The sequence below is a fragment of the Stutzerimonas stutzeri genome (genome assembly GCF_024448935.1).
GTDB classification, from domain to species: domain Bacteria; phylum Pseudomonadota; class Gammaproteobacteria; order Pseudomonadales; family Pseudomonadaceae; genus Stutzerimonas; species Stutzerimonas stutzeri_AO.
In genome coordinates this window covers 59375-78861 of sequence record NZ_JAMOIE010000001.1, presented here as the reverse complement: position 1 = coordinate 78861, position 19487 = coordinate 59375, and the positions used below count along the sequence as shown (strand labels likewise).

The 19487-nt window shown below is 63.3% G+C and carries 19 protein-coding genes; 15 read left to right on the top strand and 4 right to left on the bottom strand.

Annotated elements, in window-relative coordinates; translation table 11 throughout:
• The first annotated feature begins 80 nt into the window (after positions 1-80).
• From NA637_RS00330 to NA637_RS00315, 4 genes are all read left to right on the top strand, one after another.
• Positions 81-1433 carry a M16 family metallopeptidase gene (locus NA637_RS00330; RefSeq protein ID WP_256070382.1) on the top strand — a complete coding sequence of 451 codons (1353 nt, stop codon included), beginning with the start codon at positions 81-83 and terminating at the stop codon, positions 1431-1433.
• The gene (locus NA637_RS00325; protein ID WP_256070381.1) at positions 1426-2976 is read left to right on the top strand and encodes a M16 family metallopeptidase; all 1551 of its coding nucleotides are present in this window, start codon (positions 1426-1428) and stop codon (positions 2974-2976) included. Before NA637_RS00330 ends, NA637_RS00325 begins: the two co-directional genes overlap by 8 nt.
• Positions 2976-3569, top strand: coding sequence for a 16S rRNA (guanine(966)-N(2))-methyltransferase RsmD (rsmD, locus tag NA637_RS00320; protein ID WP_256070380.1), 594 nt, complete (start codon positions 2976-2978; stop codon positions 3567-3569). The genes NA637_RS00325 and rsmD overlap by 1 nt, the downstream gene beginning before the upstream one ends.
• 118 nt (positions 3570-3687) lie before the next feature.
• Positions 3688-4677, top strand: a complete 990-nt coding sequence (locus NA637_RS00315; RefSeq protein WP_256070379.1) for a hydrolase — start codon at positions 3688-3690, stop codon at positions 4675-4677.
• Positions 4678-4707: 30 nt separating this feature from the next.
• Here NA637_RS00315 and NA637_RS00310 read toward each other — a convergent pair whose 3' ends face one another.
• Positions 4708-5367 (bottom strand): TetR/AcrR family transcriptional regulator, encoded by a 660-nt coding sequence (locus tag NA637_RS00310; RefSeq protein WP_256070378.1) that lies wholly within the window; start codon positions 5365-5367, stop codon positions 4708-4710.
• 133 nt (positions 5368-5500) lie between these two features.
• On the opposite strand from NA637_RS00310, the gene NA637_RS00305 reads away from it, so the two are divergent.
• From NA637_RS00305 to NA637_RS00285, 5 genes are all read left to right on the top strand, one after another.
• Complete coding sequence (locus NA637_RS00305) at positions 5501-6931, top strand: coniferyl aldehyde dehydrogenase (RefSeq protein WP_256070377.1); 1431 nt, start codon at positions 5501-5503, stop codon at positions 6929-6931.
• A gap of 24 nt (positions 6932-6955) precedes the next feature.
• Complete coding sequence (locus tag NA637_RS00300; RefSeq protein ID WP_256070376.1) at positions 6956-7492, top strand: twin-arginine translocation pathway signal protein; 537 nt, start codon at positions 6956-6958, stop codon at positions 7490-7492.
• A gap of 41 nt (positions 7493-7533) precedes the next feature.
• Positions 7534-9129, top strand: coding sequence for a GMC family oxidoreductase (locus NA637_RS00295; protein WP_256070375.1), 1596 nt, complete (start codon positions 7534-7536; stop codon positions 9127-9129).
• Between the two features lie 105 nt (positions 9130-9234).
• Positions 9235-9717 carry a pantetheine-phosphate adenylyltransferase gene (gene coaD, locus NA637_RS00290; RefSeq protein ID WP_256070374.1) on the top strand — a complete coding sequence of 161 codons (483 nt, stop codon included), beginning with the start codon at positions 9235-9237 and terminating at the stop codon, positions 9715-9717.
• A gap of 138 nt (positions 9718-9855) precedes the next feature.
• Positions 9856-10107, top strand: a complete 252-nt coding sequence (locus tag NA637_RS00285) for a YfhL family 4Fe-4S dicluster ferredoxin (RefSeq protein WP_256070373.1) — start codon at positions 9856-9858, stop codon at positions 10105-10107.
• Positions 10108-10367: 260 nt separating this feature from the next.
• Here the strand turns inward: NA637_RS00285 and NA637_RS00280 are convergent, their stop codons facing one another.
• The 3 genes from NA637_RS00280 to NA637_RS00270 all read right to left on the bottom strand — a co-directional run bounded on the left by NA637_RS00280 (position 10368) and on the right by NA637_RS00270 (position 12565).
• Positions 10368-10709, bottom strand: a complete 342-nt coding sequence (locus NA637_RS00280) for a multidrug transporter (RefSeq protein ID WP_256070372.1) — start codon at positions 10707-10709, stop codon at positions 10368-10370.
• Positions 10710-10833: 124 nt separating this feature from the next.
• On the bottom strand, positions 10834-11646 hold the full coding sequence (gene mutM, locus NA637_RS00275) for a bifunctional DNA-formamidopyrimidine glycosylase/DNA-(apurinic or apyrimidinic site) lyase (protein WP_256070371.1): 813 nt from the start codon (positions 11644-11646) through the stop codon (positions 10834-10836).
• A gap of 55 nt (positions 11647-11701) precedes the next feature.
• Entirely contained in the window at positions 11702-12565 is an 864-nt protein-coding gene (locus NA637_RS00270) for an HDOD domain-containing protein (protein WP_256070370.1), read from the bottom strand.
• 120 nt (positions 12566-12685) lie between these two features.
• On the opposite strand from NA637_RS00270, the gene NA637_RS00265 reads away from it, so the two are divergent.
• From NA637_RS00265 to NA637_RS00240, 6 genes are all read left to right on the top strand, one after another.
• Positions 12686-13225: a type 1 glutamine amidotransferase domain-containing protein gene (locus NA637_RS00265; protein WP_256070369.1), complete on the top strand. Its 540-nt coding sequence runs from the start codon at positions 12686-12688 to the stop codon at positions 13223-13225.
• Between the two features lie 226 nt (positions 13226-13451).
• Positions 13452-14648, top strand: a complete 1197-nt coding sequence (locus NA637_RS00260) for a class I SAM-dependent rRNA methyltransferase (protein WP_256070368.1) — start codon at positions 13452-13454, stop codon at positions 14646-14648.
• A gap of 251 nt (positions 14649-14899) precedes the next feature.
• A complete protein-coding gene (locus NA637_RS00255; protein ID WP_256070367.1) occupies positions 14900-16018 on the top strand; it encodes an ABC transporter ATP-binding protein in 1119 nt (372 codons plus the stop codon).
• 43 nt (positions 16019-16061) lie between these two features.
• Positions 16062-17135: an ABC transporter substrate-binding protein gene (locus NA637_RS00250; protein ID WP_256070366.1), complete on the top strand. Its 1074-nt coding sequence runs from the start codon at positions 16062-16064 to the stop codon at positions 17133-17135.
• A gap of 51 nt (positions 17136-17186) precedes the next feature.
• On the top strand, positions 17187-18416 hold the full coding sequence (locus tag NA637_RS00245) for an ABC transporter permease (protein ID WP_256070365.1): 1230 nt from the start codon (positions 17187-17189) through the stop codon (positions 18414-18416).
• Between the two features lie 10 nt (positions 18417-18426).
• Positions 18427-19281, top strand: coding sequence for an ABC transporter permease (locus NA637_RS00240; protein WP_256070364.1), 855 nt, complete (start codon positions 18427-18429; stop codon positions 19279-19281).
• Positions 19282-19487 lie beyond the last annotated feature (206 nt).

The window sequence follows — 19487 nt, the reverse complement described above, 5'->3', positions numbered from 1 at the left end:
CACCAGTACCATGCCCCGCGTGCCCTCACCAGCCGGCGTCATCGCGGGCAGGATCGATTACTGAACGAGCATTTTCTCCTATGCCTTTGATGCTACGCCGCGCCGCAGCCCTGCTACTCGGCACTTGTTATATGCCATTGGTCATGGCTGCCGAAGCCCAACCCACCCATGAATTCTTCCTCAATAACGGTCTCAAGGTGATCGTGCGCGAAGACCATCGCGCGCCGATCGTCGTGTCCCAGCTCTGGTACAAGGTGGGCTCCAGCTATGAGTCGCCTGGTCAGACCGGATTGTCCCATGCGCTCGAGCACCTGATGTTCAAGGGCAGCCGCAAACTCGGCCCCGGCGAAGCCTCGCGCATCCTGCGCGAACTGGGCGCCGAGGAAAATGCGTTCACCGGCGATGATTACACCGCTTACTACCAGGTTCTGGCACGTGACCGGCTGGCCGTTGCCTTTGAGCTCGAGGCTGATCGCCTGGCGAGCCTCAAGCTGCCGCCTGAAGAATTCGAGCGCGAAATCGAAGTGATCATGGAAGAGCGCCGCCTGCGCACCGATGACAAGCCCAGCGCACTCGCCTTCGAGCGTTTCAAAGCCATGGCCTACCCCTCTAGCGGCTATCACATCCCGACCATAGGCTGGATGGCGGATCTCAAGCGGATGGACCGCGAGGAGCTGCGCACCTGGTACGAACGCTGGTACGCGCCCAACAACGCGACCCTGGTGGTGGTCGGCGATGTCACGCCGGACGAAGTTCGAACCCTGGCCGAGCGCTACTTCGGACCGATCGAAAAACAGGCGACCCCAACCACCAAGCGCCCACTGGAGCTGGACGAGCCCGGAGAGCGCCGGCTGCGCCTGCACGTGCAGACCCAAGTGCCCAGCCTGATCATGGGCTTCAACACGCCAAGCCTGGCCACCAGCGAGGAGCCGAGTCAGATCCATGCGCTGCGACTGATCAGCGCGTTGCTCGACGGCGGCTACAGCGCACGCTTGCCCCAACAGCTGGAGCGCGGCGAAGAACTGGTGACCAGCGCTTCGGCCTGGTACAACGCCTACGCCCGCGGCGACACACTGTTCGTCCTGAGCGCTGCGCCAAACATGCAGAAAGGCCGAACGCTGGACGAAGTCGAGGCGGGCCTATGGCAGCAGCTGGAACAGCTCAAGCAGAGCGCGCCTTCGACCGAGGAGCTGGAGCGGGTCCGCGCGCAGGTCATCTCCGGACTGGTCTATGAACGCGATTCCATCACCCAGCAGGCCACCACCATCGGCCAGCTGGAAACCGTCGGGCTCTCCTGGCGGCTGATGGACGAGGAGCTCAGCGCCCTGGAAGCCATTACCCCAGAGGACATTCAGGAAGCCGCCCGTACCTGTTTCACCCGCTCTCGCCTGAGCGTTGCCCATGTTCTACCCGAGGAGTCCAGCGATGAGTGAGCGTCACCTGTTGCGTCGCGGCCTGCTCGGCCTGGCGCTGTCCTCCTGCCTAGGCCTGGCCGCCTGCAGCGAAGAAGCCAGCGACGCCGCTGCATCGGTCCCGGTTCCCAGCGAGGAAACCGTCGCCACACCGTCCGAATCCGGACAGGCGATCGCCAAGGAGGCTGAAGCAGCTGAAGCAGCCAGCGCACAGCTGGAATCATTGGCCGAGATTGGAGACAAACCCCTGGCCCGCCGCGAGCTGGACATCCAGAGCTGGCAGACCGATGGCGGCGCCAAGGTGCTGTTCGTCGAGGCGCATCAGCTGCCCATGTTCGACCTGCGCCTGACCTTCGCCGCCGGCAGCAGCCAGGATGATGGCGCGCCCGGCCTGGCAATGCTGACCAACGCCATGCTCAACGAGGGCGTCGGGGGCAAGGATGTCACCGCTATCGCTGAAGGCTTCGAAGGCCTGGGCGCGAACTTCGGCAACGGTTCCTACCGCGACATGGCGGTCGCCAGCCTGCGCAGCCTCAGCGCGCCGGACAAGCGCGAGCCAGCGCTACAGCTGTTCAGCCAGGTCGTGGGCAAACCAACCTTTCCCGAAGACTCGTTGCAGCGAATCAAGAATCAGGTTCTGGCCGGCTTCGAATTCCAGAAGCAGAACCCGGGCAAGCTGGCCAGCCTCGAACTGTTCGAGCAGCTGTATGGCGATCATCCCTATGCCCACTCCAGCGAAGGCACGCCCGAGTCGATCCCAGGCATCAGCGTCGCGGAGCTGCGCGCGTTTCATCGAAAGGGTTACACAACCGGTAACGCCGTGATCGCACTGGTTGGCGATCTCAGCCGTGAGGAAGCCGAAACCATCGCCGCGCAGGTTTCCGCAGCGTTGCCCCAAGGCCCGGCCCTGCCGCCTCCGCCCTCGCCAAACGCGCCAACCGCCGGCACCCAGCACATCGAGTTTCGCTCCAACCAGACTCACCTGATGCTGGCGCAGTTGGGGATTGCGCGTGGCCATCCGGATTACGCCGCGCTGTATCTAGGTAACCAGATCCTCGGCGGCGGTGGCTTCGGCACCCGCCTGATGGAAGAAGTCCGCGAAAAGCGCGGCCTGACCTACGGTGTCTATTCAGGCTTCAGCCCGATGCAAGTGGCCGGCCCCTTCATGATCAACCTGCAGACCCGCGCCGAGCTGGCTGAAGGTACGCTGGAGCTGGTTCAGCGACTGGTTGCCGACTTCCTGCAGAACGGCCCAACCGAAGTTGAGCTCGAGCGCAGCAAGCGCGAAGTCGCCGGCAGCTTTCCGCTGTCCACGGCGAGCAACAGTGACATCGTCGGGCAGCTTGGAAGCATCGGGTTCTACGACCTGCCTCTGACCTACCTTGAAGACTTCATGCAACAGGTCCAGGCGTTGTCGGTCGAAGACGTCAAGGCTGCGATGAACAAGCATCTGAGCCCGGACGACTTCGTGATCGTCACCGTGGGCCCGCAGGTTGAGCAGAAGCCGCTGCCGCCGCCCAGCACGAAGCCCCTCGAACAACCCAGCAGCGTTCCGGAGCATTGATGGCCAATCCACCCGTCCGTCCCTCCGCCCATGGGGGCCAGGGCCAGCTGCGTATCATCGGCGGTGAATGGCGCAGCCGACGCTTCGGTTTTCCCGACGCCGATGGCCTGCGACCGACCCCCGATCGCGTCCGCGAAACATTGTTCAATTGGCTCGCGCCGTACCTCTCTGGCGCGCGGGTGCTCGATCCCTTCACCGGAAGCGGTGCGCTTTACCTTGAGGCCCTCTCGCGCGGCGCCAGCATGGCCCTCGCGCTGGATGTGAACGCCAATGCCATTGCCAACCTGCGCAAGCATCTGGATACGCTCAAGTGCGGCCAAGGCCAGTTGCTGCAAAGCGACGCCCTGCGCTATCTCGAAACCCAGAACCCGACCCCGTTCGACCTGGTGTTTCTGGACCCGCCGTTCAACAAGAACCTGCTGCAGCCCACCTGCGAGCTGCTCGAAAACCGGGGCTGGCTGGCCAAGCATGCCTGGGTCTATACCGAGAGCGAAGCTGCCCCCTCCAGTCTTGGCCTACCTGGCAACTGGCGCCTGCACCGTGAAAAGCAGGCGGGCAAAGTGAACTATGCGTTGTGGGAGCGCAGCGAATAGCAAGCTGCAAGCATAGCGTCGCGGGTGATTGTCGGCCGGGTATACGCGACGATCAGTGCTTTCGCCTGCACCATCAGGCGCTGGAGCCGCCTGTTCTGCCAATACCATAGAATTTTCCATGAACCGTTCGCCAACTCCGTTCCGCCCGGCCTGGTGGTTGCCCGGCGGCCATCTGCAAACGCTATGGAACCCGTTCTGCCGCCGCGCGCCTCTCCTGCAACGGCGCCGTGAGCGGCTGTGGCTCGCTGACGGCGATTTCATTGATCTCGACTGGCACGGTCCCCATGAAGCGGATGTGCCGCTGGTGCTGGTATTGCATGGCCTGACCGGCTCATCGAGCTCGCACTATGTAGTCGGACTGCAGCAACAGCTGGCGAACCGGAACTGGGCAAGCGTCGCGCTCAACTGGCGAGGCTGTTCGGGCGAGCCAAACCTGCTGCCGCGCGCCTATCACTCCGGTGTCAGCGATGATCTGAGCGAAGTCATCGCTCATCTGCAAGCCTCGCGGCCACTGGCCCCGCTGTATGCCGTGGGCTACTCGCTCGGTGGCAACGTGCTGCTCAAATACCTCGGCGAAACCGGCCAGGCAGCACCGCTGCAAAAAGCCGTGGCGGTGTCCGTGCCGTTTCGCCTGGACCAGTGTGCCGATCGTATCGGCCTCGGCTTCTCCCGCATCTACCAGGCGCATTTCATGAAGGCGATGGTCGCCTATGTGAAGGACAAGCAGCAGCGCTTCCAGCGCGAGGGCCTGCTCGACCATCTCGGTGCGCTGCAGAGCCTTGGACCACTGCATGGCATGCGCACCTTCTGGGATTTCGACGGCCGCTTCACTGCGCCGCTGCATGGCTACAGCGACGCCCAGGACTATTACCGCCGCGCCTCCAGCCGTTACTACCTGCCAGCTATCACGACGCCGACCCTGCTGATCCAGGCTGCCGACGATCCCTTCGTCTTCCGCCACAGCGTGCCCGAGCCCGAGGAGCTATCGGCAACCACAACGCTGGAACTGCACAGGACCGGCGGGCACGTCGGCTTCGTCGAAGGCTCGCCACGTCGGCCGCGCTACTACCTGGAGCGGCGGATACCGCAGTGGCTGGAGGAGCCATAGCAGACCAGCCAGGCTTCGCTTGTCCACAGCTCATCCCTGCAGGACCGGGGCGTGTAACTGCGCAAGCAAGCCCGAAACGGCCGGACGTGCCTCGTCTGTCACGAAGCCCTCCTCGAGCGCCAGCAGTTGAAAAATGCCCCGGCGCAGCATGTTGCGATCCATGCCCCTGTCCTCGGCTCCGCCCAACGTGCAGAGAAAAGGCACCCATGAGGTCATGATGATCCATGCGTTGACGGCCAGCGCCTCGACCTGAGCCGGCGTCATCCGGAGGATCCCGGCATCGGCAAAGCCTTGGTAGATGGTTTGCGCACTCAGCAAGTGGCGCTTGGCAAACAGCCTATAGCGTGCGGCAAGCTGGTCGTCGCCACTCAAGAGATGCTCAAGATCACGGTGCATGAAACGGTAATCCCACATTGCCGAAAGCAGCGATTCGAGGTAGCGGGTCTTATCCTCGATGGTCAGCGCCCGTCCTTCCGGCAGTTGTAGGAATCCATCGACATTTCGCTCATAGCGATCAAACAGCTCGGCGATGATCGCCTGCTTGTTACGAAAGTAGTAATAGAGGTTGCCCGGCGATATCTCCAGGTGTGCAGCGATGTGGTTGGTGGTCACGCTGCGCTCGCCTTGAGCATTGAACAGCTCCAGGCTGGCTTCGATGATGCGCTCGCGGGTGCTCGGTTTGGGTGACATGCAGAAAGCTACTTTCGTCGTGCTGAAGCCGGAACACAAAGGTAACCCGGCCAGCGTGGCTGCGCACGGGTTTGACACTTTAGAGTTTTTACTCTAGAAATCGTCGACCTGTCGCCTTTCCGGAGCGTTTCTAATGCTTGCCGACGCCGTGTATTCGCATCCCAGCCATTTCGAAGCCGAGCATTTGCAGGCGTTATTCGAGCGCCAGCGCAGGGCTTTCCAGGCCAATCCCAGCCCCAACGGCGAAGATCGCCTGCAATGGCTGGAGGCGCTGCACGATGTGCTGACCAATCATCAACAGCCTTTGATCGAGGCCATCAGCGAGGACTTCGGTAACCGCTCGGCAGACGAGACGCGGCTAGCCGAGATCATGCCCTGCCTGGATGGCATTCGACACGCCAAACGCCACCTGCCGCGCTGGATGAAGCCCTCCAGGCGTCGTGTGGGCATGGCTTTTCAGCCCGCCAGCGCCCGCGTCGTCTACCAGCCGCTCGGGGTGGTCGGCATCATCGTGCCGTGGAATTACCCGTTGTACCTGGCCATCGGCCCGCTGATCGGCGCGCTGGCTGCCGGCAACCGGGTGATGCTGAAGATGAGCGAGTCCACGCCGGCCACCGGTCAGTTGCTCAAGGATCTGCTCGCACAAATCTTTCCTGACGATCAGGTCGCGGTTGTCCTCGGCGAGGCAGACGTGGGTATCGCCTTTTCAAAGCTGCCTTTCGATCACCTGTTGTTCACCGGCAGCACCAGCGTTGGCCGGCACGTCATGCGAGCGGCCGCGGAAAACCTGACGCCGGTGACGCTCGAACTGGGCGGCAAGTCGCCCGCCATCGTCTCGACCGACGTACCGCTCGCCGATGCGGCCGAGCGGATCGCCTTTGGCAAGACGCTCAATGCCGGGCAGACCTGTGTCGCGCCGGATTACGTGCTGGTGCCCCGGCCGCGCATCGATGAATTCGTCGAGGCCTATCGAAAGGTGGTTCGGCGCTTTTATCCACAGCTGGCAGACAACCCGGACTACACCACCATCGTCAACCGGCGCCAGCACGCCCGGCTGCAGGGCTACCTGGACGACGCCCAGGCCAAGGGCGCGCGCCTGCTGCCGCTGTTCGAGCAAGGCCAGGAACGTCGAATGCCGCACTGCCTCCTGCTCGACGTCACCGATGAGATGCAGGTCATGCAGGACGAGATATTCGGACCGCTGCTGCCGGTGGTGCCTTATGACGACATCGCTCAGGCCCTCGCCTATGTCAACGCACGCCCCCGCCCGCTGGCGCTGTACTACTTCGGATATGACCGAGCCGAGCAGCGCCATGTGCTGCGCCACACCCATTCCGGCGGGGCCTGCCTCAACGACACGCTGCTGCATGTCGCCCAGGATGACCTGCCGTTCGGGGGCGTTGGTCCGTCGGGAATGGGCCACTACCATGGGCACGATGGATTCCTCACCTTCAGCAAGGCCAAAGGCGTCTTTATCAAGCAACGTTTCAATGCCGCCCGCATGATTTATCCCCCTTACGGCAAGGCGCTGCAGAAGCTGGTCTACAAACTCTTCATGCGTTGAAAAGCGCAGCCGGTGACAACAACAATGAACCATACCGAGCGACCGTTTTCCCGCCGCACCCTTCTCAGGGTCGGCCTGTTTGGCAGCGCGGCCCTGGCGGGCGCTGGCCTGATCGGCAGTTTGTCCGGCTGCAGTGCCGAGCAGTCTGCTGCTGGCTTCGTACAGTTGCGCGAAAGCGACTTGCCGGTGCTGCGTCGCCTGACGCCGATCATTCTGGAAGGCGCCGTCCCGGCATCGAGCATGCCCAGCGCCGTGCGGGGCACCCTGGCGAGCCTCGATGAGGGACTCGCCCACCTGCCACCTGCCGTGTCAAAACAGGTTTCGCAACTGTTCGATCTGCTGAGCCTGCCGCTCACCCGCGGCCCGCTGACCGGTGTCTGGGGCGGCTGGGAGCAGGCGCAGGACGGCGAGATTCAGGCGTTTCTGCAACGCTGGGAAAACAGCCCGATTGCATTATTGCGGCAGGGTCATGCCTCGCTTCAGCAGATGATTCTGATGGCCTGGTATGGCCGACCGGAATCCTGGCGCCACTGCGGCTATCCCGGCCCGCCGGTCGTCTGACGATGGACACACAGACCGCTCGCCCGACCTGAGGAACCGAAATGCCTGTCACCGACCCCTTTGCCGAAGGTATCGCCCGCGGCTGGAAAACCCATGACGGTTCGCGGATCGAGAAGGACATCACGCTCGACGCCGACATCGCCATCGTCGGCAGCGGCGCCGGTGGTGCCACCAGCGCCGAGTTCCTCAGCGCGGCCGGTTACAAGGTGCTGCTGATCGAAGAAGGCCCGTTGCGCAGCAGCCAAGACTTCGACATGCAGGAACCCGCCGCTTACGCCTCGCTCTACCAGGAGGCAATCGGTCGGACCAGCAAGGACGGTGCCATCACCATCCTGCAAGGCCGCGCCGTCGGCGGCTCGACGCTGGTGAATTGGACGTCGAGCTTCCGCACGCCTGCCGCCACACTGGAGCACTGGGCCCGCGAGCACGACGTCAAGAACCTCTCCGAGCAGAGCATGGCGTCCTGGTTCGAGCGCATGGAGCAGCGGCTGGGCATCGAGCCCTGGGCGCTCCCACCCAACGCCAACAATCAGGTGATCCGCGACGGCTGCGCAGCACTCGGCTACAGCTGGGCGGTGATCCCGCGCAACGTGCGAGGCTGTTTGAATCTGGGCTATTGCGGCATGGGCTGCCCGACCAATGCCAAGCAATCGATGCTGGTGACGACTATCCCGGCCACACTGGATGCCGGCGGCGAGCTGCTCTACCTGGCCCGCGCCGACCGTCTTGTCGTGAACAAGGGGCGCGTCACTGCACTGGAGTGCCTGGCCATGGATGCGTGCAGCGTTGCGCCAACAGGTCGCAAGATCAAGGTTCGTGCGCGCCATTACATCCTCGCCGGGGGCGGTATCAACACGCCCGCCATCCTGCTGCGCTCGGATGCGCCCGACCCGCACCAACGCGTCGGAAAACGCACCTTTCTGCATCTGGTGAATTTCTCCGCCGCGCAGTTTGAAAAGGTGATCAACCCATTCTACGGCGCGCCCCAATCAATCTATTCCGACCATTTCCAATGGGACGATGGCACCCGCGGGCGTATGTCCTACAAGCTTGAAGTACCGCCCATCCATCCGGCCCTGGCTGCGACGCTGCTTGGCCGCGCCGGCATCGACAACGCCAGGCGCATGGAGCAGCTGCCACATACCAACGCGATGATTGCGCTGATGCGCGACGGTTTTCACCCGGACAGCGCCGAAGGGCAGGTCCAGCTGCGCAGCGACGGCACGCCCACGCTCGACTACCGGATGACACCCTACACCTGGGATGGCATTCGCCGTGCCTACCACAGCATGGCGGAAATCCAGTTTGCCGCCGGCGCCAGAACGGTCCTGCCGCTGCACAGCGACGCCAGCCATGCGACCAGCCTCGGACAAGCGCGCCAGATGATCGACGGGCTGAATCTCGAGCTGTATCGCACCCGGCTCGGCAGTGCTCACGTGATGGGCGGTTGCGCCATGGGCGAAGACCCGCGTCAGGCGGTCACCGACAGCCTTGGCCGGCACCACCAGCTGGAAAACCTGTCGATCCACGACGGCTCGCTGTTTCCCACCAGCATCGGGGCCAATCCGCAGTTGTCCATCTACGGCCTCGTCGCGAAACTCTCGAGTCAATTGGCCGAACGATTGAAAAATGCGTGAACGGCTTCGTTGTGCTGACATTCGGCAGCCATCCGCTTTGATGCTTTACGCTGCCGGCGCCGAGCCGCTACCATCCACCCCCCACGCATGCGTCAGGACGCCGCAATGAATCGAGTGCTGTATCCGGGAACCTTCGACCCGATCACCATGGGCCACACCGACCTGGTCGAGCGCGCCTCGCGCCTGTTCGACGAATTCATCATTGCTGTCGCTGCCAGCCCGAACAAGCATCCATTGTTCCCGCTCGAACAGCGCGTCGCATTGGCCAAGGAAGTGACCTCGCATCTGCCGAACGTCAAGGTCATGGGTTTCTCCACGCTGCTGGCGCACTTCGTCACCGAGCAGAAGGCCAACGTGCTGCTGCGCGGCCTGCGGGCAGTTTCGGACTTCGAATATGAATTCCAGCTGGCCAACATGAACCGCCAGCTCGTCCCGGATGTGGAAAGCCTGTTTCTGACCCCGTCTGAAAAGTTCTCCTATATTTCCTCGACCCTGGTCCGCGAAATTGCACGTCTCGGCGGTGATGTCAGCAAATTCGTCCACCCCTCGGTGATGAAGGCGCTGAACGAGCGCTACGCCTCGCGCTGAAGCACCCAGCCTTCGCGCGGCGGATGATTACCGACAGAAGGGTGAGCACTGCCGCGTGCACCGGGCGAGTCGATGCGGCAAAATTGGCGCGTCGTTTTTACCTGTGCTGCGGTCGATGCTGCAGCTGGAGTTAGCTGGATGTCCCTGATCATCACCGATGACTGCATCAACTGCGACGTGTGCGAGCCCGAGTGCCCGAACAGCGCGATTTCCCAGGGTGAGGAAATCTACGTCATCGACCCCAACCTCTGCACCGAGTGCGTCGGCCATTACGACGAACCGCAGTGCCAGCAAGTCTGCCCGGTGGATTGCATCCCGCTCGATGAAAGCAACGTCGAGAGCAAGGATGAGTTGATGCAGAAGTACATGGTCATCACTGGCAAAGCCTGATCGACCTCGCCCTGAAGGTGAGGCCGCCCCCAAACAGACGCCCGTCGTTCCACGCCGCTGCACGGGCTGCCTAACCACCGTGCGTGAGGCTTCAAGTCGACCACGACTGCTGAGCTGTTGCTGACACAACGTGGCTGCCGGCTGCGCAGCACCTTAGAAACACACCAAGCCGAAAACGACACCGCCCCGCGCGCGATGAAGCGGTGGGGCCGTAGCGCGAATCGGATAAACCGCCGACCCGGCAAAGCTGAACCGCGGGATCAATCCTGGCGGTTGTAACCGACGCGGGTGCAACCAAGGCAGCGCGCAAAGGCCGCGGCGCCTGGCTCAACAACCAGCGCATGCCCCGTCTCCTTGATGCCGCCGCCCATGGCGCTGAACGGCAGGCTGACGACGAACAGGCCGGCTCCGACGACAGTGGCCGCGATCAGCAGCGGACGGGCGATCAGCAGATCGCCCACGATGGAAAAGGCTTTAGGGGCCTCGACGGTGTACATCGGATCGCCGCTGGCGTTCTGCTGTACCGATTGCGCCTGCACAGGCATCGTCAGCAGACCTGTGATCAGGGCCAAGACAACAACAGTGGAGCGAAACAGATTCATGGTGTGGTCCTTCAGCTGGGCGAAACGAGGCAGATGATTGTAGTGAGCGTCACTATAGCAGTGGCCGCCGGTTGTTGATCGTGAACACCGTCAATGCCTGCGCAGTGCATGGCTGATCGGCTATTCATCGCTGGCAGCGTCCGCAATAGACACTGGCACGCTGGCCGAGGCGGATTTCGCGCAGGGTCGAGCCACAGGCTTTGCAAAAATCCCCGCCCCGCCCGTAGACGAACAGCTCCTGCTGGAAGTAACCCGGCTTGCCGTCGCCACCGACGAAGTCGCGCAGCGTGGTGCCGCCGCGCTCGATGGCATAGGCCAGGATCCGCTTGATCTCGACGGCCAGCTTCAGGTAGCGCGCCCGCGACACCGCGCCGGCCGCTCGCCGCGGATCGATTCCGGCAGCGAACAGCGCCTCGCTTGCATAGATATTGCCGACGCCGACCACCACCGCGTTATCCATGATGAACGGCTTGATCGCCATGCTGCGCCCACGCGACATCTGATACAGACGCTCTCCGTCGAACGCATCGCCTAGCGGCTCCGGGCCCAGGCTGGCGAGCAGCACGTGACTCAGCGGATCATCGCTCCAGAGCAGCGCACCGAAGCGGCGGGGGTCGGTGTAGCGCAGCGCCATGCCGGAGTCCAGCACGATGTCGACGTGCTCGTGCTTGCCCACCGCAAGATCAGCCGGCACCAGCCGCAGGCTGCCGGACATGCCCAGGTGCGCGATCAAAGTGCCGACTTCAGCCTTGATCAGCAGGTATTTGGCGCGTCGTTCGACCGCCTCGATCCGCTGACCGGACAGCCGTACGTCCAGATCCTCCGGAATCGGCCAGCGCAACCGTCGCTCGCGCACGATGACCCGACTGACACGTCGGCCGACAAGATGCGCAGCGATGCCGCGACGGGTGGTTTCGACTTCTGGGAGTTCGGGCATACGGGCAAATCGAGAAGGAACGGCAGGCGACCTTAGCAGTTAATGCAGGGCCCGGTCAGCCGACACCCAGCTCACGGATGATGTCGTGCTGGCATTCGAAATCGTATTCGGAGAGGCCAACGTATTCGAGCACCAGCTGCGCCGCGGCATCCCATTCATGGTCATCCGGCTGATCGCCCAGTATGCGATGGCAGGCACAGATGTGCTCAGCCATCTTCAGGATCGCCAGCAATGTCTTGACCTGGGGATCGCTCCACTCGTCGTTGAACAGCGCCAGGGCGTTGTGGTGGTTGGCGATGGCCTCGCAAAGATGTTGCGGCAGCTTCCACGAGCGTGCGACGAAATACCCAACTACGGAATGATTGGTGTTGAGCACCCGGTTTTCGACATCGGTGATGCGCGTTTCGGCACCGACACTGGCGTAGGCCTCCTCCAGCACCGTCATATAGCCAGGAAAGCGGGTCAGCATCAGCGGGATGCCACAGTCATGGAACAGTCCGAGGGTATAGGCCTCGTCAGGCGCCGGATGACCGATGCGCTTGGCCAACGCCAGACAGGTGCTGGCCACATCCTGCGCCGAATCCCAGAACCGGTTGAGCGTGACGATCGCCGCATCGGTCAGCTCGCCGCGGATCGATTGCGCATTGATCAGGTTGATCACTGAACGGCAACCCAGCAGGTTGACGGCCTGCTGGATCGAGGCGATGCGGTTGGCGAGGCCGAAGAACGGTGAGTTGACCGTTTTCAGCAAGGCGCCGGACAAGCCCGGATCCTGGCTGATCAGCCGCGCGATGGCACGCAAGTCGGGATCAGGCATGACCTGCTCCATCTGCAGGTCGACCATGATCTGCGGCTGCGGCGGCACGCTGATCCCCTGCAGCACGCTGCGGATCTGCTCGTCGGTGAGTTCAATGGACATAGAAAGCGGCTCGACCTTGTCGATAGCACAAGGCCACCAAGGAAAGAGTGCGAACTTTGACCGAGATGGCGGTCGGATTTCAAGTAGATCAATCTGAAATTCGACGAGGAGGAAAACGAAATGGCCGATTCCCTGAAAGGCAAACGCGTCGCGATCCTGGTGACAGACGGTTTCGAGCAGGTCGAGCTGACCGGGCCAAAGGAGGCGCTGGAAAAAGCCGGCGCGACCGTGCACATCATTTCCGCAAAGAACGGGGAAGTGACCGGCTGGAACCACACCACGCCCGCCACCAAGTTCCACGTCGACCACACCTTCGACAGCATCCGCATGGAGGACTACGACGCCCTGCTGCTCCCAGGCGGCGTGGTCAACTCCGATACCATCCGCACGGATGAAATGGCTCAGGAGCTGGTACGTGACGCGGCACGCGACAACAAGACGATTGCCGTCATCTGCCACGGCGCCTGGTTGCTGGCCTCGGCCGATCTGGTCAAGGGCAAACGCATGACCAGCTGGCCCTCACTGGCCGACGACCTGAAGAACGCCGGCGCCGACTGGGTCGACGAGGAGGTCGTGGTCGACGGCCATCTGATCAGCAGCCGCAAGCCTGATGACATCCCGGCGTTCAACGAAGCACTGATCAAAGCCCTCGCGGCCTGACGGCCTGACGGCCTGACGGCCAGCTGCAAGCTGCAAGCTCCAAGCTCCAAGCGGCAAGCTCCAAGCTCCAAGCTCCAAGCTCCAAGCTCCAAGCTCCAAGCTCCAAGCGGCAAGCGGCAAGCGGCAAGCGGCAAGCCAAGCTCAGGATGCGTGCTTTTCCTTGCAGCTTGAGGCTTGAGGCTTGCCGCTCCTATACAATGCCCGCCCTTTTCCCGGAGCCCTCCCGATGACCCTGCCCAGCCTGCGCCTCAAAGCCAACGCCGACCGCCGCCTGCGCGCCGGCCATCTGTGGGTCTACAGCAACGAGGTGGATACCGCCGCCACGCCGCTGAGCGGTTTTGCCGCTGGTGATCAGGCCATCCTCGAAGCGGCGGGTGGCAAGCCGCTGGGCATTGTCGGCGTCTCGCCGAACAACCTGATCTGCGCGCGCCTGCTGTCACGTGACCTCAAGCACAGCCTGGACAAGTCGCTGCTGGTGCACCGCATCCAGGTTGCGCTGTCGCTGCGCGATCGCCTGTTCGACCAACCTTGCTATCGCCTGATCTACGGCGATTCGGATCTGCTGCCGGGCCTGGTGGTGGACCGTTTCCATGACCACCTGGTGGTGCAACTGGCCTCCGCCACCATGGAGCGCAACAAGGATGCCGTGCTCGAAGCCCTGATCCAGGTGCTCAAGCCCCGCGGCGTGCTGTGGAAGAACGACTCCAGTGCCCGCGATGCCGAAGGGCTGGAGCGCTACGTCGATACCGCGTTCGGTGCAGTGCCGGAATGGGTGGCGCTGGAAGAGAACGGCGTCAAGTTCGAAGCACCGGTGTTGCAAGGCCAGAAGACCGGCTGGTTCTACGACCACCGGATGAACCGCGCACGTCTGGCGCCCTACGTCAAAGGCAAGCGTGTGCTCGACCTGTTCAGCTACATCGGCGGCTGGGGCGTACAGGCCGCGGCCTTTGGCGCCAGTGAAGTGTTCTGCGTCGACGCCTCGGCGTTTGCATTGGATGGTGTGGAGCGCAATGCGGCCCTCAATGGTGTTGCCGAGAAGATGACCTGCGTGGAAGGCGATGCCTTCGAAGCGATGAGGGAGCTGAAGAACGCCGAAGAGCGCTTCGACGTGGTCATCACCGACCCGCCCGCTTTCATCAAGCGCAAGAAGGACCTGAAGAACGGTGAAGCCGCCTACCGCCGCCTCAACGAAACCGCCATGCGCCTGCTCAACAAGGACGGCATCCTGGTCAGCGCCTCCTGCTCGATGCACCTGCCCGAGGACGACCTGCAGAACATCCTGCTGGGCAGCGCGCGTCATCTGGATCGCAACATTCAGCTGCTCGAGCGCGGCGGCCAGGGGCCGGATCATCCGGTGCATCCGGCAATTGCCGAAACCCGCTACATCAAGAGCATGATCTGCCGCGTCCTGCCCAATAGTTGAGCAGGCGCACCGGCGGGGTGCATTCAGCCCCGCCGGCGCTTCCGTGAGCCGTTTTATTTCGCCTAGCGTAACGCCGAGCCTCGACTGGGCTTGGATGCATGCTACGGCGCATTTCGTTTCTGGCCAGCTGCTCGGCTGGCGCAGTTATTGCTGCCTATGATTCGAACAATCGCCCACCGCACGAAATGGCGCAGGCTGAACGAACGGCCGGGCTACGAGCTCGGTCTGCTCGATAGGCCACAGGACGGGTTATGGATGATCAAGCTGGGGACCGACCGTTCCTGCAGTTTCGCAACGTAAAGAAAACCTACGACCATCGGAGCCTGGTGGTTCAGGACTTCAATCTGGATGTCGCCAAGGGCGAATTCGTCACCCTGCTCGGGCCGTCCGGTTCGGGCAAGACCACCTGCCTGATGATGCTGGCCGGCTTCGAGGACGTCACCAGCGGCGAGATCCTGATCAACGGGCGCCCGGTCAACAGCATTGCCCCCTACCGACGCAATATCGGCATGGTCTTCCAGCAATACGCGCTGTTCCCGCACATGACCATTGGCGAAAACCTTGCCTACCCGCTGAAGGTCCGCAAGCAGCCGCGCGACGAAATTCGCCGGCGGGTCGAGCAGTACCTGGCTCTGATCGAACTGCAGAGCTTCGGCGGTCGCTACCCGGCGCAGCTTTCCGGCGGCCAACGCCAGCGGGTGGCACTGGCCCGCGCGCTGATCTTCGAGCCGGACATCGTGCTGATGGACGAGCCGCTCGGCGCGCTGGACAAGAAGCTGCGCGAGCAGATGCAGTTCGAGATCAAGCGGCTGCACGACCAGCTCGGTTTCACGGTGATCTACGTCACCCACGACCAGACCGAAGCCCTGACCATGTCCGACCGCATCGCCGTGTTCAGCAAGGGTGTGGTGCAGCAGTGCGCACCGCCAAACGTGCTCTACGAACGACCGGCCAACCTCTTCGTCGCCGACTTCATCGGCGAAAGCAACAAGCTGCGCGGCACCATCGAGGCCGTCGAGGCGGACGGCGTTCGCGTGCGCCTGGACGATGGCGGCCTTGTCGGCGCGCTGAAAGCCGACTGCTGTGAGGTGGGCCAGCCGACAACGGTTTCCATCCGTCCGGAGAAGCTCACCTTCACCGAACATCTGGGCGACGTCGGCAACCGGATCCAGGCGCGCTTCGTCAGTCGGCATTACGTCGGGGAATACATCCGCTATCACTTCGAGACCGCCAATGGCACCGAACTGGTGGTGAAGAACATGAACGACTGTTCCGCGCCGCAGCTGGCGCCGCGACAGGAAATTGCCCTGGCCTGGCTACCGCAGGACAGCCAGGCCCTGGACGGGCAGGTAGCCCCTAAACCGCTGTAACACCACCGCACTCCCTTACTGCAACAGGCAACGGAGCACACACATGGCTAGATCAATGACTACCAGCGTTTCCGCATTCGCCCTGGGCGCCGCGCTGGCCGCGGCATCCCTGACCGCCAGCGCCCAGGAATCGCTGACGGTGGTGTCCTGGGGCGGCGCCTATGGCGCGGCGCAGCAGAAGCACGTCATCGACCCCTTCCAGAAGGACACCGGCGTCAGGGTGCTGTTCGAAGACTATTCCGGCGGCGTCGCCGAAATGAAGGCGCAGGTCGAGTCGGGCAACATCCAGTGGGACGTGGTCGATTTCGAAGTGATCGACCTGGAGCGCGCCTGCTCCGAGGGTCTGCTGGAAGAGGTGCCGCGCGACATCCTGCCACCGGGCGTCGACGGCACGCCGGCCGAGGAGGACTTCATTCCCGAGGCGCTGGCCAGCGAATGCGCCATCGGCAATATCGTCTGGTCGGTGGTGTTCGCCTATAACGAACGCACCATCGGCGACGCCAAGGCGGCATCGCTCGACGATTTCTTCGACACCTCGAAGATTCCCGGCAAGCGCGCGCTGCGCAAACGCCCACAGGTAAACATGGAATGGGCCCTGATGGCCGATGGTGTGGCGCCGGAGGACGTGTACGAGGTGCTCGCCACGCCGGAAGGCCAGCAGCAGGCCTTCGCCAAGCTGGACACCCTGAAGCAGGACATCGTCTGGTTCGAATCCTGGTCCCAGGCACCGCAGCTGCTCAACGACGGCGGCGCGGTGCTGGTGCAGTCCGCCAACGGCCGCTTCTATGACTCGATCCGCCAGGAGGGCAAGCCCTTCGTCATCGTCTGGGACGGCCACGTCTACGACCTTGATGCCTGGGCCGTGCTCAAGGGCACGAAGAAGAAGGACCTGGCCTTCAAGTTCATCGCCTACGCCACCGGTTCCAAGCCGCTGGCCGGCATGCCGGACGTCGCCTACGGCCCGACTCGCAAGTCGTCCATGCCGCTGGCGGACCAGACCGCTGCACCGCACCTGCCGACGGCGCACCTGGACAAGGGCATCCAGGCCGGCTCGGAGTTCTGGGCCGATTACGGTGAGTCCCTTGGCGAACGCTTCAATGAGTGGCTGTTGAAGTAACCGCCGCGCGCCCCGAGCTGCGGCGAAGGGGCGCCTTACCGGAGTATCGCCTTGACCGCCCTGACTCACGCCGAAACCGGCCAGGCCAGCGCCAGCCGGCGCAAGAAGCGCCTGCTTGCCTTCGCCTTCGTCGTACCGCTGCTGCTGTTCATCCTGCTCAGCTTCGTCGCCCCCATCGGCAGCATGCTCTGGCGCAGCGTCCATCACCCCACCGTGGCCGCGCTGATTCCCGCCACGCTGGAGCGGCTCGACCAGTGGGACGGCACCGGCATCCCGGAACAGGCCACCCTGGCGGTCTTCGCCGAAGAGCTGCATGGCCTGGCCAAGGAACGCCAGTCCGGCAAACTGGCCGAGGAGCTCAACCGCATGCAGGCAGGGCTGTCCAGCATGGTCAAGTCCACTGCACGCAGGGTCGGAAGGCTGGATCCCGAGGCGCTGCCGGAGCAGGGCGTCGCGACGTTACTCCAGGCGCACCGCGACTGGTCCGAGCCGCAAACCTGGGAAACCATCCGCCGCGCCGGCGAGGTCTACACCTACCACTACTACCTGACCGCGCTAGACCTGGAACTGGACGCCGAGCACGGCATCCAGTCCCGAGACACCGAGATCTACCGTCAACTGTATGCCAAGACGCTGAAGATGGCACTGACCATCACCCTGCTTTGTGCGCTGCTCGGCTACCCGCTGGCCTACTATCTGGCCAGCCTGCCGAGCAATCGCGCCAACCTGCTGCTGGTGCTGGTGCTGCTGCCGTTCTGGACATCGCTGCTGGTGCGCACTACGGCGTGGATTGCGCTGCTGCAGACCAACGGCGTGATCAACAGCTTCCTGCTAAGCATCGGCGCCATCGCCACACCCTTCGAAATGCTCTACACCGCGTTCGCCACCGTGCTGGCGATGACCCACATCCTGCTGCCGTTCATGATCCTGCCGCTGTACAGCGTGATGCGCGGTATCGATCCCAGCTACCTGCGCGCCGCTCTCTCCCTTGGTGCCCGACCGCTACCGGCCTTCGCCCGGATCTATTTCCCAATGACCCTTCCGGGGCTCAGTGCCGGCGCGCTGCTGGTGTTCATCATTTCCGTGGGTTACTACATCACCCCGGCGCTGGTGGGCGGCACCGACGGGCAGATGATCAGCAACATCATCGCCTTCCATATGCAGTCGTCGAACAACTGGGAGCTGGCCGCCGCGCTGGGCTCGCTGCTGCTGGCGCTGATCCTGCTGCTGTATTGGGTGTACGACCGCTTCGTCGGCGCCGGCAGCATCAAACTCGGATGAACTGCGCCCTATGAAAACGCCTTCCTACTACGGTTTCTGGCACCACCTGGGCAACTGGCTGCTGAAGACCAGTTCCTGGCTGGTGCTGCTGTTCCTGATCCTGCCGATCCTGGTGATCGTGCCGCTGTCGTTCAACAGCGAACCCTTCTTCAGTTTCACCGAAGGCATGCTGACCCTGCAGCCGGACGCCTGGTCGCTGCGCTGGTACGAACAGGTGTTCACCGACGCGCGCTGGCTGCTGGCGATCAAGAACAGCTTCATCATCGGCTTCTTCGCCACGCTGCTGGCCACGGTGCTCGGCACCTGCGCGGCGGTGGGCCTGGCGCGGGACGACATGCCGCTGCGCCGCATCATTACCGCGCTGCTGCTCTCACCGATGATCGTGCCGCTGATCATCACCGCAGCCGGCATGTTCTTCTTCTATTCGAACCTGAACCTGGCCGGCACCTATCTGGGCGTGATCATCGCCCACGCCGCGCTGGGCACGCCCTTCGTGATCATCACCGTCACTGCGACGCTGAGCGGCTTCGACTACTCGCTGGTGCGCGCCGCGCTGAACCTCGGCGCCTCGCCATTACGAGTGTTCTTCGATGTGATTTTGCCGCTGATCCGCCCCGGGGTGATTTCCGGCGCCCTGTTCGCCTTCATCACCTCCTTCGATGAAGTGGTGGTGGTGCTGTTCATGGCCGGTCCGCAGCAGCGCACCATTCCGCGCCAGATGTTTTCCGGCCTGCGCGAGCAGATCAACCCCAGCATCCTCGCCGTGGCGACCCTGCTGATTCTGCTGTCGATCATGTTGCTGGTGACGCTCGAGGTGCTGCGTCGCCGATCCCAGCGCCTGCGCGGCGTGGACATGCCCGACTAGGATTGGCTGCGCCCTGCGCGGAGTCTCCAGACGGGGGCCCTTTCGCCTGGGAGCCCGGGGGGATTAGAATCCCCCATCCTGCCCCACCTCCGGCGGACTCCCGAGCCGGCCGAAGCAGCGGCAACCCCGCCTGACCCTCCGGCCCCCACCCCGACAAACACCCAATCGGTTTGCCTTGGGCGTGCGGAGCGCTCACCATACGCACA

Coding starts and splice junctions, on each gene's coding strand:
- NA637_RS00330 (WP_256070382.1), top strand. CDS start 81: ATGCCTTTGATGCTACGCCGCGCCGCAGCCCTGCTACTCGGCACTTGT.
- NA637_RS00325 (WP_256070381.1), top strand. CDS start 1,426: ATGAGTGAGCGTCACCTGTTGCGTCGCGGCCTGCTCGGCCTGGCGCTG.
- rsmD (WP_256070380.1), top strand. CDS start 2,976: ATGGCCAATCCACCCGTCCGTCCCTCCGCCCATGGGGGCCAGGGCCAG.
- NA637_RS00315 (WP_256070379.1), top strand. CDS start 3,688: ATGAACCGTTCGCCAACTCCGTTCCGCCCGGCCTGGTGGTTGCCCGGC.
- NA637_RS00310 (WP_256070378.1), bottom strand. CDS start 5,367: ATGTCACCCAAACCGAGCACCCGCGAGCGCATCATCGAAGCCAGCCTG.
- NA637_RS00305 (WP_256070377.1), top strand. CDS start 5,501: ATGCTTGCCGACGCCGTGTATTCGCATCCCAGCCATTTCGAAGCCGAG.
- NA637_RS00300 (WP_256070376.1), top strand. CDS start 6,956: ATGAACCATACCGAGCGACCGTTTTCCCGCCGCACCCTTCTCAGGGTC.
- NA637_RS00295 (WP_256070375.1), top strand. CDS start 7,534: ATGCCTGTCACCGACCCCTTTGCCGAAGGTATCGCCCGCGGCTGGAAA.
- coaD (WP_256070374.1), top strand. CDS start 9,235: ATGAATCGAGTGCTGTATCCGGGAACCTTCGACCCGATCACCATGGGC.
- NA637_RS00285 (WP_256070373.1), top strand. CDS start 9,856: ATGTCCCTGATCATCACCGATGACTGCATCAACTGCGACGTGTGCGAG.
- NA637_RS00280 (WP_256070372.1), bottom strand. CDS start 10,709: ATGAATCTGTTTCGCTCCACTGTTGTTGTCTTGGCCCTGATCACAGGT.
- mutM (WP_256070371.1), bottom strand. CDS start 11,646: ATGCCCGAACTCCCAGAAGTCGAAACCACCCGTCGCGGCATCGCTGCG.
- NA637_RS00270 (WP_256070370.1), bottom strand. CDS start 12,565: ATGTCCATTGAACTCACCGACGAGCAGATCCGCAGCGTGCTGCAGGGG.
- NA637_RS00265 (WP_256070369.1), top strand. CDS start 12,686: ATGGCCGATTCCCTGAAAGGCAAACGCGTCGCGATCCTGGTGACAGAC.
- NA637_RS00260 (WP_256070368.1), top strand. CDS start 13,452: ATGACCCTGCCCAGCCTGCGCCTCAAAGCCAACGCCGACCGCCGCCTG.
- NA637_RS00255 (WP_256070367.1), top strand. CDS start 14,900: ATGGATGATCAAGCTGGGGACCGACCGTTCCTGCAGTTTCGCAACGTA.
- NA637_RS00250 (WP_256070366.1), top strand. CDS start 16,062: ATGGCTAGATCAATGACTACCAGCGTTTCCGCATTCGCCCTGGGCGCC.
- NA637_RS00240 (WP_256070364.1), top strand. CDS start 18,427: ATGAAAACGCCTTCCTACTACGGTTTCTGGCACCACCTGGGCAACTGG.